This window comes from Paenibacillus sp. FSL K6-1217 (assembly GCF_045040735.1).
In the GTDB taxonomy this organism is placed as follows: Bacteria; Bacillota; Bacilli; order Paenibacillales; family Paenibacillaceae; genus Paenibacillus_AQ.
In genome coordinates, this window is record NZ_CP150271.1 from 4,095,444 (window position 1) to 4,112,930 (window position 17,487).

The 17,487-nt window shown below is 52.9% G+C and carries 12 protein-coding genes; 2 read left to right on the top strand and 10 right to left on the bottom strand.

The window, feature by feature from the left end; translation table 11 throughout:
- Positions 1-72 precede the first annotated feature (72 nt).
- The 7 genes from MHH28_RS18030 to xylA form a co-directional block, all read right to left on the bottom strand.
- Positions 73-1,815 carry an ABC transporter substrate-binding protein gene (locus MHH28_RS18030; protein WP_405104413.1) on the bottom strand — a complete coding sequence of 581 codons (1,743 nt, stop codon included), beginning with the start codon at positions 1,813-1,815 and terminating at the stop codon, positions 73-75.
- Between the two features lie 191 nt (positions 1,816-2,006).
- Positions 2,007-2,906, bottom strand: a complete 900-nt coding sequence (locus MHH28_RS18035) for a carbohydrate ABC transporter permease (RefSeq protein WP_405104414.1) — start codon at positions 2,904-2,906, stop codon at positions 2,007-2,009.
- A gap of 14 nt (positions 2,907-2,920) precedes the next feature.
- On the bottom strand, positions 2,921-3,907 hold the full coding sequence (locus tag MHH28_RS18040) for a sugar ABC transporter permease (protein ID WP_081751337.1): 987 nt from the start codon (positions 3,905-3,907) through the stop codon (positions 2,921-2,923).
- Between the two features lie 127 nt (positions 3,908-4,034).
- Positions 4,035-5,813: a sensor histidine kinase gene (locus MHH28_RS18045; protein WP_405104415.1), complete on the bottom strand. Its 1,779-nt coding sequence runs from the start codon at positions 5,811-5,813 to the stop codon at positions 4,035-4,037.
- 320 nt (positions 5,814-6,133) lie between these two features.
- Complete coding sequence (locus MHH28_RS18050) at positions 6,134-7,678, bottom strand: response regulator (protein ID WP_405104416.1); 1,545 nt, start codon at positions 7,676-7,678, stop codon at positions 6,134-6,136.
- Between the two features lie 145 nt (positions 7,679-7,823).
- Positions 7,824-9,320 carry a xylulokinase gene (xylB, locus tag MHH28_RS18055; RefSeq protein ID WP_405104417.1) on the bottom strand — a complete coding sequence of 499 codons (1,497 nt, stop codon included), beginning with the start codon at positions 9,318-9,320 and terminating at the stop codon, positions 7,824-7,826.
- Between the two features lie 800 nt (positions 9,321-10,120).
- The gene (gene xylA, locus MHH28_RS18060; protein WP_405104418.1) at positions 10,121-11,440 is read right to left on the bottom strand and encodes a xylose isomerase; all 1,320 of its coding nucleotides are present in this window, start codon (positions 11,438-11,440) and stop codon (positions 10,121-10,123) included.
- A gap of 362 nt (positions 11,441-11,802) precedes the next feature.
- Here xylA and MHH28_RS18065 point away from each other — a divergent pair, with 362 nt between their 5' ends.
- Positions 11,803-12,963 carry an ROK family protein gene (locus MHH28_RS18065; protein WP_405104419.1) on the top strand — a complete coding sequence of 387 codons (1,161 nt, stop codon included), beginning with the start codon at positions 11,803-11,805 and terminating at the stop codon, positions 12,961-12,963.
- Positions 12,964-13,193: 230 nt separating this feature from the next.
- Positions 13,194-13,388 (top strand): hypothetical protein, encoded by a 195-nt coding sequence (locus tag MHH28_RS18070; RefSeq protein WP_405104420.1) that lies wholly within the window; start codon positions 13,194-13,196, stop codon positions 13,386-13,388.
- 153 nt (positions 13,389-13,541) lie between these two features.
- On the opposite strand, the gene MHH28_RS18075 is transcribed toward MHH28_RS18070, so the two are convergent.
- The 3 genes from MHH28_RS18075 to MHH28_RS18085 all read right to left on the bottom strand — a co-directional run bounded on the left by MHH28_RS18075 (position 13,542) and on the right by MHH28_RS18085 (position 16,946).
- Positions 13,542-13,778 (bottom strand): glutaredoxin family protein, encoded by a 237-nt coding sequence (locus MHH28_RS18075; protein ID WP_405104421.1) that lies wholly within the window; start codon positions 13,776-13,778, stop codon positions 13,542-13,544.
- A gap of 83 nt (positions 13,779-13,861) precedes the next feature.
- Positions 13,862-14,803 carry a thioredoxin-disulfide reductase gene (gene trxB / locus MHH28_RS18080; RefSeq protein WP_405104422.1) on the bottom strand — a complete coding sequence of 314 codons (942 nt, stop codon included), beginning with the start codon at positions 14,801-14,803 and terminating at the stop codon, positions 13,862-13,864.
- Positions 14,804-14,999: 196 nt separating this feature from the next.
- A complete protein-coding gene (locus MHH28_RS18085) occupies positions 15,000-16,946 on the bottom strand; it encodes a heavy metal translocating P-type ATPase (protein WP_405104423.1) in 1,947 nt (648 codons plus the stop codon).
- Between the last annotated feature and the right edge of the window lie 541 nt (positions 16,947-17,487).

Consider the following 17,487-nt stretch of genomic DNA (forward strand, 5'->3'; position numbering starts at 1 on the left):
AAAAGGCCCTGACCTAAGTCGGGCCTTTCTGCCTCCTGCTCTACTCTAAATCATGCTACATCCCATTAAGATTTACAGGTTTTTGCCTGTCCACAGGGATACTCTCTTCTTCACAAGCTCAGTGAATTCTTTTTCCATATCCTGAGCACCGGCTTTGTCCAGCTCGGCCAGGAAGGCATCGTAGACTTTATCGAAATCAGCCGGTTTGGACAGAATCGCTTCCGGGATACGTTTACGTACGATATCCTGGGTCTTTTTGAAGATCACCTGATATTTGCCGTCTGTCGGAACCGGCAGGTTGTACAGGGCACCTGTTTCTTTTACAGGGAATTCATCCTCTTTCGGGAACAGGTCCTTCCAGGTAGTCGCCTTGTATCCGGCAAGGGATTCCTTCTCAGCTTCCGAGTAAGAAGCGACGATCTGCTCAGGGAAGCTTGTGGTGTAGTAGTTGCCTGTAGAATCCTTCACCCCGTCGCCATAACGCGCACCGAAGATCAGGTACTGGCCGATCCCGGTTTTTTTCTGAGTGTTCGCTGTATCATTGGCTAATCCGTCACGGATCTCAGGCAGAACCTCGCGTTTGCCATTGGCATCCACAGTATAGTGCTTGTCTTTAATCCCCCAGGTTCTCAGGATCTGGCCTTCATCGGAGGACATCCAGTCCAGCCATTTGATGATCCGCTCAGGATCTTTGGCAGCCGTAGTGATCGCAATCCCGTAGCCGTCGATACCGGTCTGCATGAAGGAATGGTCCTTATACTCTTCGGTCAGGGTTACAGGGAAGTGTCCATAGGTGTACTCGTCTTTACCGGCAGCCTTCAGGGCATTCTCACCGTCGGAGTATTCCCATTCCTGGGAGATCAGACCGAGCACGCGGCCGCTGGCCACTTTCGCTTTGTATTGGTCATCCTTTTGTACGAAGGTATCCTTGTCGAGCAGGCCTTGATTGTACATGCCGTTCAGCCAGCGGAAATATTCCTTTTCTTCGGCGCGTTTGTAGTGAAGCTTCGCTTCGAAGGTCTCAGGATCCACATAATATTCACCATCATCCGGTGCGCCGGTTGTAGTGAAGGCCGGGTTCGTCACGGTGATCATAATCTTCCAGTCATCGGCGTTCAGTGTCAGCGGAATGGTAGGCTGTCCATCGGTTTCCGGATGCAGCTTCACATAATCCTTAAGCACCTTTTCAAAATCAGCTACAGTCCGCACTTTCGGATAGCCGAGCTCTTTGAGCACACGATGCTGGATTTCAAATCCGCCTGTGGCATCGAAGGATTTCTGGCCGACACCCATATTCGTAGGAATCTGATAAATACTCTGGTCATCCAGGCTGTATTTCAGACGGTTCATGTTCTCGCCATAGACCTTCTTGAGGTTGGGAGCATACTTGTCAATCAGGTCCGTCATATCAATGATTAAGCCGGCATCCACCAGGGTACTTAGACTTCCTTTAGCGAAAATAATATCAGGAACGTCCCCGCTGGCCGCCATCATAGCGATTTTTTGGTCCCCGCCGCCGCTGCCTACATCGAATTCAGCTTCAAGCGTTACGCCTGTCTTTTCCGTAATGGCTTTGCCGACATCATCCTGCATCTTGTTCCAGTTCGGACTGGCATCCGCACCGAAGAAGGTGAACGTGGTTGGTGTGGTATCTAGAGCGGTATCATCTGCTGCAGCAGTGGCATCCGGTGTAGTTCCTGTGTTGTTAGGCGTCGTATTGTTGGCTGCATTATTGCCGTTGCTTCCACAGCCGGCGATCAGCATCGAGCTCATCAGCAGGAGCGTGAAGATCGTCTTGGTACTCTTGCGGTTCATTGTGTATCCCCCTTGTATCTTAATATGTTACATCTATGCATATCAGGTGAGACCTGAATATACCATTGTGAACGCTTGCAAAACCACTATAAATATAAGTTTCCACTAATTAACACTTAGCTCTAAGCGGGATGGCTGCCCGGCTCTGCACTGAACCAGGCAACTTCTCCCTGTCACTCATGGGTTAAGGCTTAAGCCTTAACGGCACCCAGCGTCATACCGCCGACAAAATACTTTTGCAGGAATGGATATACCACGAGAATAGGCACCGTTACGACAATTGTAATCGCCATCTTGATCGACTCCGGTGAAATTTGCGCCATCTGTCTGGCCATATCGTTCGCATTCACCATGCCGCTGCCCTGATTGGTCGAAGACAAGACCTTCATCAGCTCGAACTGCAGGGTGGTCAGATGCGGTTTGTTGCCGTTGTAGAGATAGGTGGTGAACCATTCATTCCATTGCCCAACAGCCAGGAACAAGGCGATGGTGGCCAGCACCGGCTTACAGAGCGGAAGGATGATTTTGTAGAAAATCATAAAGTCATTCGCCCCGTCCAGCTTGGCGGATTCCTGCAGGGCAAACGGCAGCCCGTCCATGAAGGAGCGGATAATGAAGACGTTGAACGCAGATACCATACCCGGAAGGATGTAGATCCAGAAGGTTCCGATCAGGTTCAGGTCCTTCATGAGAATGTACATCGGCACCATCCCGCCGGAGAAATACATGGTCAGGGCCAGGAATACCGAGACGAATCTTCTGGCTCTGAACTCCGGACGGCTGAGCGTAAAGGCCAGCATGGAAGCACTGATCAGACCGAGAAGTGTCCCGGAGATGGTACGCAGAATCGATACTTTGAAGCCTTGAATCAAGCCCGTATAGCTGAAGATCCGCTCGTAATTCTCCAGAGTCCAGGCCCGCGGGAAGATGTAGATGCCGCCCCGGACCGTATCTGTAGATTCATTGAAGGAAATCGCCAGCACGTTCAGAAAGGGATATAACGTCACAATCATAATCAGGATTAGAGCGATGTAGAGAAAAATATCGAAAATACGTTCACCTTTTGACATTTGAAAAGCTTTGCTGCTCATGGATGATCCCCTCCTTACATAATGCTTTCTTTGGCAAATTTCTTCATCAGACCGTTGGCGGTAAACAGCAGGATGACACTCACTACCGAGGTGAACATGCTTATCGCCGTACCGTAGGAGAACCGTCCGATCTGTATCCCGTATTTAAGCGCATACAAATCCAGCACTTCCGAATAATCGGTAACCATGTTGTTCTGAAGCTGGAATTGCTTCTCGAAGCCGATGCCGACCAGATGGCCGATATTCATAATCAGCAGGACCATAACCGTGGTGCGGATACCCGGCAGTGTAATATTGAACATCTGCTTGACCCGTCCTGCACCGTCCACTTTAGCCGCTTCATACAGCTCTTTATCGATTCCTGTAATCGCTGCCAGATAGATGATCGCGTTCCAGCCCGTTTCCTTCCAGATGTCGGCAGCCGTCAAGACTCCCCAGAAGTATTTTCCTTTGGCCATGAACTGAATCGGCTCATCAATCACATTCATCCAGAGCAGCAGATCATTCACGATCCCCCCGTCAATCGCAAGCGTCTTGTAGACAATCCCGCCTACAACGACCCAGGATACAAAGTGGGGCAGGTAAGATATCGTCTGGACCGATCTCTTGAAGACGTTGCCGCGCAGCTCATTGAGCATGACGGCGAACAGGATGGGAACCACGAAGCCGAAGATCAGCCCCAGCATGCTCATCGCCAGTGTATTTCTTAATACCAGATAGAAGCGTTCATCCTGGAACAGCTCCCTGAAGTTGTCCAGTCCGACCCATTTCTGCTCGCTGAATGACCGGACCGGCTTATAATTCTGGAAGGCCATAAGCCATCCCCAAATGGGCACATAGCTGAAGATAAACACCCAGATTACGAATGGAAGGGACATCAGGTATAAGTACTTTTGCTGGAGTACGCTTTTCCAAAATCCGCTATTCCGTTTCGCAGGTGGGCGGGGGGTTACGCTTTCATTTGCTGTAACACCGCTTTCAGTGAGCGCTTTCACGATCATTATTCCCCCTTCGCTTTGATAGCTCTATCTTATCCCAGCGCCGGGGGAGAGAATACCCAACAGATTTCACGTAAAAACCTATAGAAATTAGACATTCTCCCCGCCTCTACCCCCTCAAGACTTCAAATCACTGTCCCTTCGGGATTGAAAATGTAATCCGGGTCCCTTCTCCTTCCCGGCTTGTTATTCTCAGCCCGTGCTCCGCTCCGTAATATAAGGTCAGTCTCTGCTGCACATTGCGCAGCCCGATCCGTCCCTGCTCCTCTTCCTCCGCCTTGCTGATGACCTCCATAATCTCGGCCAGCCGTCCTGGCTTCATGCCGATCCCGTCATCCATTACGATCACTTGAACCTCCTGGTTCTCCTCCAGAGTAATGGCGATGCTGACATGCACCGTGCCTTCCTTATTCTCCAGACCGTGAACCACAGCATTCTCCACCAGCGGCTGAATAATCAGCGGCGGAATCATGACCTCGGCGGCGGTAGGATCGAAGGCAATCTCATATTCCAGCCTGTCCTCATACCGGAACTTCTGAATCTCCAGATACGAACGGATCATCTCCACCTCTTCCCGGATAGGCGCCCGCTCGCGGCCCACTTCCAGGTTCTTGCGCATCAGCTTGCCCAGCAGCCGGACGATATTGGCGATCTCCTTCTCTCCCCGCAGGTGGGCGTTCATCCGGATCGATTCCAGCGCGTTGAACAGGAAATGCGGGTGAATCTGGCTGGCCATCATCTTCAGCTTGATCTCCCGCTGCGCGATTTCCAGCGTGCTGTTCTTCTCATTGCTCTCAATGACCTGGTTAATCAGCTGGTTGATGCTGGCGACCATGTAGTTGAACTGGCGCGAGAGCTGGCCGATCTCGTCTGTTCCGTCAATGCGGGAGACGACATTCAGATTCCCCAGGGCTACTTGATTGAGCTGGCGGCTTAGCCGCAGCAGCCGGTTGGTCGTCAGCAGCGAGATGGTGTAGACCAGTACAAGGGCAACCAGCAGCACCCCGATCACGATGAGCAGGCCCAGCTGACTCACCTTATTGGCGTCGCTCAGAATGCTTTTGGTCTCAAATACCGAGATAATCTTCAGCCGGCTGACACTCAGCTCAGGGTTCATCTCATCGATCATCACGTAGGAATCCTTGTTCTTGACCTGGGTCGTGTACACACCCTTCGACTGCGCCTGCACATCAATCCCTATGTCAAAAGCATCCACCGTACTGCCCACCAGCTGCGGATTCTTGGCTGATACAATATAGCCCTGCTCATCGATGATGATGGTCTCGAACGGCTCCTGGTGCAGCATCTGGTTCAGCTCATTCTGATTCACCTGCACCATCAGAACTCCCGATTTGCTGTATTCGGGGTAGGGTACCTGGCGGACCAGGCTCAGCTTGTTGATGGTCCCTTTGGGACTGTTGATATACGGGTCCTTGTCGGGAATGTACATCCAGTAGATCTGATTGTTCTGCATAGCCTGTGTATACCAGCTTCTCTTGCGGGTCTCCGGCGTTACCGGCGCGATGGACATATCGTCCACCAGCGTGGGGTTATCAATGAAGAAGCGGATATTGGAGATTTCCCGGTACCGCAGCACATATTCCTTGAGATCGGTATAATTCAGATAAGCCTTGGTCAGCTCCAGAATGCTGGGATACTGCGTATTGACCAGCCGCTCCAGATCCTCGTCGAAATAGAGCAGATTCGAAATATCTGTAGGGACGCGCAGCTTGCTGTACAACTGGCTTTTGATCTTTTCCACGTTGTTGGTGGCCTGATCTATCGCTCTGTTCAAGGCTCCCTCCCGAAAATAATTCGTCAGAATAACCCCTGCAATCAGCACGGGAATCATCACCACTATGATATAAAAGAAGATCAGCTTGTATTTCAGCTTCATATTATTGACCATCCGCACCAGCTTCTTGATATCAATCTCCCCTCTCTATACAAACAGGCCGCTCCCGGATCTTCTGCACGAAGGGGAACAGCCTGTATATCATAAGCCTCATACCTGATTTTCTGCAAGCTTGGCGCTCGTCTAAAGATTGGAACTCGAAGCTTGGTCGTCACTGCGGTGAACATTTGGACTTCCGGCCGCTGTTGTCTCCAGATGTTGTTGATTATATGGCTTGCAGCAGATAACATCTGGAGACAAAGGCGGTCGCTAACGCTCCTACAGTTCCAAATTTCACCTTCGCTTCTTTTTGCTTTTCGTTAAGTCCTTTAAATCTAGTTCTCCTTGCGGTACGCACTTGGGGAGACGCCGACATATTTGCGGAATTTGGCATTGAAGTAATCGGAGTTCATGTAACCGACCTGCTCCGCCACCTCATAGACCTTCATGCCCTGAGACAGCAGTTGCTTAGCTTTCTCGATCCGTACCTTATCCAGATACGTGTTGAAGTGTTCGCCGACCTGGTTCTTGAACATTTTACCCAGATAGGCACTGTTGTAGTTAAAAATCTCGGAAAGTGTGCCCAGCTTCAGATTCTCCTTATACCGGCGCTGGATCAGATCCGTAATCCGCTTAATTTCATCGCCGCGTCCGCTTCCGCTGCCGGTCAGCCGGGAGAGCTGCTCCATGTAGCCCGACACCAGCCGCTCTGCATCATGCAGATATCTGCTGCTGTAGACCTCGCCCATCGGCGAGGCTTGTCCGGCAATCAGCGGGCGCAGCTCGGGATTCGCCGCCTCCAGACGGGCAATCGTGCTGCTGACTATCCGCAGCAGCTGATCCTTGATATAGGTCTCGTCCCGCTGGGTCTGCACCAGCTGGCGGATAATCTGCAGCGTAAGCTCCCTTGCCACCTCGCTGCTGCCAGCCTCCACTGCCAGCAGCAGCTGTACCTCGATATCACGCTCGGGGTCCGGCTCCTCCGGTTCGCCCGTCACTTGTACTGGCTCCTCCCAGGGGTCCGGCAATCCGCAGAGCACTGTATTCTTCTGCCCGAAGAAGGCATCCTCCAGCCGGGTACGTGCAGCGGCGAAGGATTGACTGGCCTCCTCCGGCCGGCCGGCTGCCCCGCCCGCTGCGGCCACGAACTCCAGCCCTTCCTTCGAGACCAGGAGGTGCAGCTCCTGCCAGAGCGCCGCCCGGGCGCGTTCATCCCGAAGCGGCTCCTTCAGCAGAATGCCCATATACGGGGGAAGGGTGAAGAAGAGGCCTCGCTCCTCCCGCTCCTGCCAGTACCGCTCCATTAGCCGCTTCACCGACTCTTCACGGGCATCCTCGCCCTTGTTAAGCCCTTTCAATTCCAGCAGCACCACTTCGCAGCTGCTATCCCCCAGGCCCAGTTCGGCTGCGGCTTCTCCGCCTTCCTTCGCCTGCAACAGCTCACGCACCAGTATCTCGGTGGTTCTTGCCGGCTCCAGCGCCTGCCATTCGTTGATCCGTTCTTCCAGGCTGATCTTCTCCCGCAGCTCCTGCAGGTAGCTGATCAGTTCCTCCTCATCCACCGGCTTGAGCAGATAGCCGTCAATATGATAGGAGATGGCCTGCTTCGCATATTCAAAATCGGCATAGCCGCTAAGAATCAGCACATGGCAGCCCGCATTCTCCTTACGCAGCTCAGCGATCAATTCCAGCCCGCTCATGCCCGGCATACGGATATCTGCAATCACCAGCCCGGGGGCCAGCTCACGGAATTTATCCAGCGCTTCATAACCGTTAGCCGCCGTAGCCGCCACGGTATACCCCTGCTCTTCCCAGGGAATTAAGGTGCGCATCCCTTCCCTCAGCTTGGGCTCATCATCCACAATCAGTACTTTGATCAATAGGCTGCCTCCCTTCACAGAGCTTATAACAGAGCTTATAACAGAGCTTATAACAGAGCTTACAGCAAAGCTTATACCATAATGTGTATAAAAGAAAACAAGCTGCCACCCTATACAGGATGGCAGTCATTCCGTGCGGATATTCTTATTGGCGATACGCAGCCAGCTTCTCATTCAGCCCGCGGGTCTGGCTGTATACCTCCTGGTACAAAGCGAAGATTCCATCATATAGTGCCTGCTGCTCTGCATTAGGGGTGTAGGTCTCTGCCGGACGGATGAAGGCTTCCGCACATTCACCCAGGGATTCGAACCAGCCTGCACCATAGGCTGCCAGCATAGCCGCGCCCATAGCCGGACCCTGCTCGCTCTCCAGCTTGATAATCGTTGCACCGAAGATATCGGCCTGCATCTGCAGCCAGGCTTCATTCTTGGCCCCGCCGCCGATCGCCACGACCTCGGTAATCTCCTTGCCGGATTCACGCACAATCTCGATCGATTCACGCAGCGAGAAGGTGATGCCTTCCAGCACAGCCCGGGTAAAGTGGGACAGGGTATGTCCGGAATCCATACCGATGAAGCTGCCGCGGATGCTCGCATCCGGGTGCGGTGTACGTTCCCCGCTGATGTAAGGGGTGAACAAGAGACCGCTGCTGCCAGCCGTGATTTCGTTCACTCCCTGCAGCAATTCGTCGAAGCTCTTGTCTGCTGCAAAGGTCTCCTTGAACCAGGTCAGGCTGTGGCCTGCCGCCAGGGTCACGCCCATGATGTAGAAGGCATCCTTCTCACTGTGGTTGAAGAAATGGACTTTGCCTTCCAGGTTAAGATCCTTATTGCTCTCATAGGACAGCACCACACCGGAGGTGCCGATGCTGCACATTGTCCGGCCTTCGCCCAGAATTCCGGCACCCAGCGCGCCGCAGGCATTATCCGCCCCCCCGGCGTAGACCCGGGTAGTAGGCAGCAGGCCGGAGGCTTCGGCCACCGCCGGCAGCAGGGTTCCGGTCTGGTCGAACGATTCCACCAGCCGCGGGCAGATGGATGACGGAAGATTGAAGGCTTCAGCAATATCAGCGCTCCACTGCTTAGCTCCTACGTCCAGCAGCAGGGTTCCGGCTGCATCGGAGTAATCCATCGCATAGTCACCGGTCAGGTGGTAACGCACATAATCCTTCGGCAGCAGGAATAATTCAGCCTTCGCGAGTACCTCCGGCTCATGCTCCTGGACCCACAGGATCTTCGGCAGCGTGAAGCCTTCCAGCGCACGGTTCCGGGCGATATCAATCAGCTTGCCGCCGAGTGTCTGCTCAATCTTACGGCACTGTGCCGTAGTCCGTGTATCATTCCACAGAATGGCCGGACGCAGCGCCTTGCCTTCGCCGTCAACGAGCACCAGCCCGTGCATCTGGCCGGAGAAGCTGATGCCGTCAATCTGCGAAGGCTCCGCACCGGATACCTCCATCAGCCGCTTCAGGCTGGCAATCGTTCCTTTGACCCAATCCTCCGGATTCTGCTCGCTCCAGTTCGGCTGCGGTCTGCTGAGCGGATACGCCTCAGAATGCTCAAAAGCCACCTTGCCCTGGGGATCTACCAGTACAGTCTTTACCGCGCTGGTTCCCAGATCGACACCGATTACATATTTCATAGTCATCCTCCTAAAAGTTATATGAAGCAATTCTTCTTATGAAACTTCTCCGCAGCCGTTCAAAAGCACCTTCCACTAAAGGTACGGCGAAAGTGCAGCGAGAGGTACGCCTAAATTACGGCAGCGATTGTATTTCCTGCAATAGATTCTCGTTAAATCGGCCGAAAATCGTAAGCTATTGCACTTTGTACACTAGAATTTCTTAATAGGTCTGTTTTGCACATGATTCTCGAACATCTGTTGTACGAAATACAGCAGAATGCTGTTTTCCAGCCAAAGCAGAGCATTCTATTGCACAAAATACACTCACACAGTCCTAGTAGAGCATCAGATTAAAAAGGATGAATAAGCTTGTTAAACCCTATCAATCCAAAATCAAACGGACCGGAGAGGTCTTATCCCTGCGAAAACGCCACTTTTTGCAGCTTAACGGACTCAGGCGACCTTATAGTCTCTCTATGAGACGTTTCGGTGCTGAAGTGCAAAGAATAAGGCCTGTGGAGTCCGTTACTCGCCCAATTGGCGACTTTCTTCCCAAATAACAGCACCTCAGTCCGTTACGCTAAGCCAAACGCCCTGAAGAACAACGCCCGCTTGGAAAAAAGATGTGATTTGAAGGGGATTTGCGTCTGATCCACTATTTTAAATCTGATGGGGTACTTGTAGAGTATCCGAACCATTCCGCCACTCAAGTATTCCAGTATTAAAAAAGGGGCTGCCGAAGAATGCTCTCTTCAGCAACCCCCGTTGCGTGTATTCTCTAATGAATCTGCGGTTGGTCCCGCAAACCCGGTACCGTCTTATTCAGCAGTCAGGATGTACTGGTTAAGCGTAGCTCTCAGCAGTTCCTGGCGGCCGGATTTGTTCGGACGCGGGCTCTCGTTGTTCAGCGCGTAGTCAGCAAGCGAAGCAAGTGTCGCTTTGCCGGATACGATGTCAGCGCCAACGCCTTCGTTGAAGCTGCTGTAACGCTCAGCGATGAAGTTCTCGAATACGCCGTCTTCCAGCAGCTTGGCAGCTACCTTCAGGCCCTTAGCGTATACATCCATACCGGAGATATGTGCCAGGAACAGATCCTCAGGCTCGAAGGAAGGACGGCGTACTTTGGAGTCAAAGTTGATTCCGCCTTTGCCCAGACCATCGTTCTTCAGTACTTCATACAGAGTCAGGGTAGCATCGTAGATGCTTGCAGGGAATTCATCTGTATCCCAGCCGAGCAATGGATCGCCCTGGTTCGCATCCAACGATCCCAGCATGCCGTTGATACGGGCTACATGCAGCTCGTGCTCGAACGTGTGGCCAGCCAGTGTAGCATGGTTAGCTTCAAGGTTCAGCTTGAAGTGCTTATCCAGGTTGTATTTCTGCAGGAAGGCGATGCAGGTTGCTGCATCGAAGTCATATTGGTGCTTGGTAGGCTCTTTCGGCTTAGGCTCGATCAGGAATTGGCCGTCGAAGCCGATTTCCTTCGCATAATCAACAGCCATGCTGAACAGGCGGGCAATATTATCCTGCTCCAGCTGCATATTGGTGTTCAGCAGTGTCTCATAACCTTCACGGCCGCCCCAGAATACATAGTTGTCAGCGCCCAGACGTTTACCCACTTCCAGACCCTTCTTCACCTGTGCAGCAGCGTGTGCGAATACGTCAGCGTTGCAGGTGGAGCCTGCACCGTGCATGTAGCGCGGGTTGGTGAACATGTTGGCCGTGTTCCACAGCAGTTTTTTGCCGGAGGACTTCATGCCTTGTTCAAGGATGTCTACGATGGTGTCGATGTTGCTGTAGAATTCACGCAGGGATGCGCCTTCAGGAGCGATGTCCACATCATGGAAGCAGTAGTACTGCAGGTCCATCTTCTCCATGAATTCGAATGCTGCTTCAGCACGGGCCTTAGCCTTGTCCAGCGTGCTCAGTTTGTCCCAAGCGCGGACTGCAGTTTCAGCGCCGAACGGATCGGAACCGCCAGCTGTTAATGTATGCCAGTATGCCATTGCAAATTTCAGGTGTTCTTCCATTGTTTTGCCGGCTACGATTTCTGTAGGATTGTAGAATTTGAATGCATAAGGGTTGGTGGAACGGCTTCCCTCGTAAGAGACCTTGCTCACTGTTTCAAAATAAGCCATTTGTAAAATCCTCCTCGATATTGTGCTTCGCCCGCAAGCGTTTACAGGATCATCTTAACACATCTTTTTGACTTTGTATATTGGTTAAACAAAGTTTTTTTATTTTTATTTTCCTCATTTTCCTGCATGAATTCCGAAGCTTATCTTCACCCTTAGCAGTTCCGGTTATGCCAAGACAGGTAACGCCGGTATCGTCCGGGTTCAGCGGATATAGTTGCATTTTTACGCTCTTCATTCTAGACTAGGGGGCATACCCGCGCAGCGGAGAGCGGCCTCACGGGACGCACCCTATCTGCGTGAAATAGAAGGATAAGTTATGGTGTGAAACTATAATTCTTATATTGTAAAAGGAAGTGTGCTGCTTGAAAGTTACCGGGGATCAGGCGCTGGTCAAAAAAATTAACAAATCGATTATTTTACATACCATCCGTATGCATTCCCCCGTCTCCCGGGCCAAGGTGTCCGAGATGACAGGGCTTAATAAAGCTACTGTCTCCAATCTGGTAGCTGAGCTATGCGGACAGCAGCTGGTTACCGAAGCGGGACCCGGGGAATCCAGCGGCGGGCGCAAGCCGCTGATGCTGCATTTTAACGAAATGGCCGGAAGTGTGATCGGGATCGAGCTGCGCGTGAAACAGCTTAAGGCGGTGCTCTGCAACCTGGGAGGCGGCATTCTATATGAACGGGAACGTGTGCTGGAGACCCATGACTTCCCTTATGTGCTCGGGGTGATGCAGCAGATGATCTCGGAGCTGATAGCTACAGCCCCGCCTTCCCACTATGGACTCGTCGGCATTGGTGTCGGCGTGCCGGGAATGGTCGATGAGCAAGGCGTTGTCTTGTTCGCACCCAACCTGGGCTGGGAGATGGTTGACCTGCGCTCGATTCTGGAAAGCGCCTTCGCGGTTCCGGTTACGATTGATAATGAGGCCAATGCAGGTGCGCAAGGGGAGCTGAACTTCGGGGCGGCGCGTGATGTGCGTCATCTGCTGTATATCAGTGCAGGCTCGGGGATCGGGTCAGGGATCATCATTGGCGGAGAGTTGTATAAGGGCGCGCGCGGCTATGCGGGTGAGACCGGACATATGACCATTGAGGCGGAGGGCAAGCCTTGCAGCTGCGGGAGCCGGGGCTGCTGGGAGCTGTATGCCTCCGAGAAAACCTATGATAACCCGGGCCTCTCCCTCCCGGCCCGCACAACGACCGGACTGGTCAAGCATGCGCTTGAGGGACAGCCTGATACGCTAAGCCATTTCAACTCCATCGGCGAGTATCTGGGGATCGGAGTGACCAATCTGATCAACAGTTTCAACCCTGAGCTGATCGTTATCGGCGGCGCTTTATCGGAGGCGGAGCCCTGGCTCGGCGAGCCGCTGCGCCGGGTAGTGGCTGAGCGTACACTCCCCTACCACAAGCAGCAGCTTGAAATCACCTTCTCCCGGCTGGGGAGCCGGGGAACGATGATCGGGGCGGGCTTTTCAGCGGTGATGCATTTTCTGGGCAATATCCGCGTGACCCTGTAGAGCGCTGTGACAAGCGGAGACGGCTGCGGCATTCTTTTGATGACGCGGCCCTTTTCTGCAGGAATGAATAGACTCGTGTTTCTCCTGCCGTATGAATTCATAGATTTCTTAAAATCGCCGCATTTTTATCTGCATTTTCTGCTCTAAAAGGCATGGCTATCCTATATAATAAGGATACTTGTGTGACATTTGTCACCACACCCTTTTTTTCTGAAATGGAGAGAGAATCCATGACTTATGTTGATACGTCTGATATTTCGGCGAAGATGTTCATCGCGGTGCTGCTGCTCTTGCTCATCATTGCTCCGCTCGTCAGCCTCGGTGTGCTGCGTCTGTTCCAGTCGCGGAAGAAATCGGGCCTTCTTCTCATTGCCGGCGGCATTGCCGTCTATGCTGTTTTTCAGATGGTCATGTCTCTTACCTGACGGACCGGCGCGTTGTGCATCATACTCTCTAACCGCGCAACGCCCGGCTTTTTCTTCTTCCCCCGTCTTCATCCACAACTATCCACTCGCGGCATGCAAAAAAACCGCCTCCCAGCGGGAAGCGGCCTGTATGTTCTATGAGGATTCAGCAGATTATTCTGTTGCAGCCAAAGCCTTGTCGAACTTGGTCTTGTTCATACCGACGATCTTCATCTCACCGATTACTGTAATCGGAACAGCTCTCATGCCCATATCCCATACCTGCTGGGCGTACTCTTCATTCTGCTCGATATTGCGTTCCTCGTATGCTACCCCTTTATCGCTCAGGAAGCTTTTCACCTGACGGCAATGCGGGCAATTCGTCGATGTGTATACAATTACATTCTCCATAGTATGATTTCCTCCTCGTATATACGTATTAGACTCTGAGCTCTATTGTAGCACCGGAACCCCTGCTTCTCCAAATGCAAGACTTACATAATTACTGCGCTGTGCTCCAGACTCTCGATATATTTCTCGGCATCCATAGCTGCCATACAGCCGCTGCCTGCCGCCGTAATGGCTTGTCTGTAACGGGTATCCTGCACATCGCCGCAGGCGAATACGCCGGGAATGTTCGTCTCGGAGGTTCCGGGATTCGATACGATATAACCGTTCGCATCCGTCGTGATCTGTCCGCCCAGGAATGCCGTATTCGGATGATGGCCGACCGCCACGAAGACCCCGCTGGCTTCAAGGAACTCTTCCTCGCCGGTCTCGTTGTTGATCACCTTCAGGCCGGTCACACCCTTGTCTCCGGCAATCACCTCAACAGGGGTACGGTTCAATCCCCAGGTCACTTTGGCATTATCGCGGACACGGTCCTGCATAATCTTCGAGGCCCGCAGCTCTTCACGGCGGTGCACCAGGGTGACCTTGGAAGCAAACCGTGTCAGGAAGCCCGCTTCTTCAAGCGCGGAATCGCCGCCGCCGACAACCACGATCTCTTTGCCGCGGAAGAAAAATCCGTCACAGGTCGCACAAGTGCTGACCCCGCGTCCGATGTTATCCTGCTCCCCGGGAATCCCGAGATACTTGGCAGTGGCACCTGTGGAGATAATCAGAGTATCCGTAATCAGCGTACCCATGCCTTCCACGTTCAGCTTGAACGGACGGTCGCCCAGCTCCACGCTGTTCACCCAGCCGGTCACGAACTGTGCACCAAAACGCTCTGCCTGCTTGCGCATATTATCCATCAGATCGGGACCCAGAATGCCTTCCGGGAATCCCGGGAAGTTCTCGATCTCTGTGGTAGTGGTAAGCTGTCCGCCTGGCTGCGGACCTTCGATAACGAGCGGGTTCAGGTTCGCCCGGGCCAAATATATAGCAGCTGTCAATCCGGCCGGTCCAGTACCGACAATAATTGATTTGTACATGATGATATCCCCCTTAAGATGGACGGAAAAGACGCCATTTCTTATTTAAAATAATTACAATGTAGTATTTATTATGATCACCTCAAGGGGAGTTGTCAATATGTCAGACCCGTTGTAAACGCTCCTTTTTGTGAACAATTCAATTTTAAGCAATTAAATTTTGATTTGGGTAGGCCCTCTGCTGCTTCAGCCTGATTTAGCGCAAAAGACGCAATCCGTTAAGGATGACGAGAATCGTACTTCCCTCATGCCCGACCACCCCGAACGGCAGCGCAATCCCCTGCACAAAGTTGCTGATCATCAAGGTGGCAATGACCGTTACGGCAAAAATCATATTCTGCTTCACAATCCGCTGCGTACGGCGCGCCAGGGCAATGGTCCCGGAAATCTCTTCAATATTGTCATTCATCAGCACCACATCGGCAATCTCCAGTGCAGCCCCGCTGCCCTTCATGCCCATTCCCATGCCAACCGTTGCTGTAGCCAGCGCAGGCGCATCATTCACCCCGTCGCCTACCATGATGACATGGCCGTATTGTTCACGAAGTGCCTTGACATGCGATACCTTATCTTCCGGCAAAAGCCCGGCGAACACGAGGTCAACGCCGCTGTGCCCTGCAATTACTTGGGCTGTAGCCTCGCGGTCCCCGGTCAGCATCGCTACCTTGATCCCCAGCTCGTGCAGCTTGCGCACGGCAGCCGCCGCCTGGGGGCGAACGGTGTCCTGCAGGGCAATCATTCCGGCGATGGTCTCTCCGGCAAGGATCAGCGATACCGTCTTGCCTTCCTGTTCCAGACTGCTGCGCAGAGCCTTCCAATGTTCCGTATCCGCCCCGGCAGCCGCCCCTTCCGCTTCATCCAGCAGATTCGACTTGCCGATCCGCCACAGCTGGCCGTCTATGACGCCTTCAATTCCCCAGCCGGTGACCGACTGGCTCTCTTCAATATCCCGCAGTCCGATCTGTTCCGCTTCCGCCAGCGCGACAATGGCCTCTGCCAGCGGATGCCCCGACAGCTTCTCGATGGAGGCACTCACAGCCAGCAGCTCTTCCCGCACATACCCTTCTCCGGCGATGAAGTCCGTGACCTGCGGAATGCCTTCCGTCAGAGTACCCGTTTTGTCAAAAGCAACAACCGAGGTCCGCGCCATATTCTCCAGATGAACCCCGCCTTTGAACAGGATGCCTTTGCGGGCGCTCTTGGAGATCGCCGACAGCATGGCGGGCATGATTGAGGATACCAGCGCACACGGGGACGCCACGACCAGGAAGACCATGGCCTTGTAGAACGTATCGCTCCAACTCCAGTCCAGCACAAACGGCGGCAAGGTGATCAGCAGTACTGTGGCAGCCACCACAACCCGGGCATATACAGATTCCAGCCGTTTGATAAAACGCTGCGAATCCGGCACTTCGTTCTCCGCCTCTTCCACCATGCGGATGATTTTGGCGAACAGTGTATTCTCAGCAGTTTTCGTCACTTCTATATAGAGGGGGCCTTCTCCATTGACGGTACCGGCGAATACTTCACTGCCGGCAGCTTTGTCTACGGGAAGCGATTCTCCTGTGATGGAGGCCTGATTCACAGACGACTCCCCCCGGCATACCTTGCCGTCAGCGGGAATCAGTTCACCCGGACGGATCAGCAGCAGATCGCCTAGCATGAGCTGATCAATGGTTACCTCACTCATCGCTCCCTGCTCGATACGGACCGCAGTGGCAGGCTTGAGGGCCAGCAGCGCGGAGATGTCCTTCTTGCTGCGCTCCATCGTGTAGCTCTCCAGCGCCCCGCTCAAGGCAAAGATGAAGATCAGCATCGCCCCTTCATTCCAGTATCCGATCGAGGCGGCACCGAGCGCAGCGGCAATCATCAGCAGATTAACATCCAGGTCACGTTCCTTGACCAGCGTCTCCACGCCTTCCTTCGCCTTCATCCAGCCGCCCAGCGTATAAGAGATCACATAGAGAATGACGGATAAGACCTCGGACCAGCCGCTGGTAGCCCAGGCTACCAGCATAATCAGCCCGCTCCCAAGTGCGGCCTGCATCTCGGAGTTGCTGAGCATCGCCAGTGGATCGAAGCGGCGCGGTCCAGGCGTCCGGGGCTGCTGCGCGCCTCCTTGACGCGCTATGGATTTGGGCATTGATTTCGAGGTTGCTTGCATAATAAATCACCTTCCTGATTGGTTTTGGTTAAGCGCACACTTGAGAATGAGAGCCATTATTAACACCCTTAAAATGACACATGCTGCCCCGGCATCGCCGGGACAGCATGTTGAACAGGTATGGTTGTTGAGGATAATGAATGGGATGATGGCATGACTCAAAGTGATGACTAAAAGAAAGACATGCCTGAGAGATAAATGAGAATGATAATCATTTTTGCAATAGAGCAACTATATTTCCTTCATGCAACTTATACCTATACTATACCACGCAAGGCGTAAAAGTAAACCCGGGGGCAAGCCTGATTTTTGGGAAAGAGGGTTGGCCTGGAGAATGAGTCAGGATTGCTGGGGGCGGATGAAGAGAATTCCGATTAGGGAGGTTATTCAATGTACTTGGGAATTGGTGGAGTTAATGAGGTTAATAGAAAAATGAATTTGTTTAATGAAGTTAACAGTAACTTCTGGTTCACCTGCGAATTCAGGTGCACTTCTGCACCTCATTTCCACATATCTCCTA

Coding starts and splice junctions, on each gene's coding strand:
- trxB (WP_405104422.1), bottom strand. CDS start 14,803: ATGTACAAATCAATTATTGTCGGTACTGGACCGGCCGGATTGACAGCT.
- MHH28_RS18070 (WP_405104420.1), top strand. CDS start 13,194: ATGACTTATGTTGATACGTCTGATATTTCGGCGAAGATGTTCATCGCG.
- MHH28_RS18040 (WP_081751337.1), bottom strand. CDS start 3,907: ATGATCGTGAAAGCGCTCACTGAAAGCGGTGTTACAGCAAATGAAAGC.
- xylA (WP_405104418.1), bottom strand. CDS start 11,440: ATGGCTTATTTTGAAACAGTGAGCAAGGTCTCTTACGAGGGAAGCCGT.
- MHH28_RS18035 (WP_405104414.1), bottom strand. CDS start 2,906: ATGAGCAGCAAAGCTTTTCAAATGTCAAAAGGTGAACGTATTTTCGAT.
- MHH28_RS18075 (WP_405104421.1), bottom strand. CDS start 13,778: ATGGAGAATGTAATTGTATACACATCGACGAATTGCCCGCATTGCCGT.
- MHH28_RS18045 (WP_405104415.1), bottom strand. CDS start 5,813: ATGGTCAATAATATGAAGCTGAAATACAAGCTGATCTTCTTTTATATC.
- xylB (WP_405104417.1), bottom strand. CDS start 9,320: ATGAAATATGTAATCGGTGTCGATCTGGGAACCAGCGCGGTAAAGACT.
- MHH28_RS18030 (WP_405104413.1), bottom strand. CDS start 1,815: ATGAACCGCAAGAGTACCAAGACGATCTTCACGCTCCTGCTGATGAGC.
- MHH28_RS18085 (WP_405104423.1), bottom strand. CDS start 16,946: ATGCCCAAATCCATAGCGCGTCAAGGAGGCGCGCAGCAGCCCCGGACG.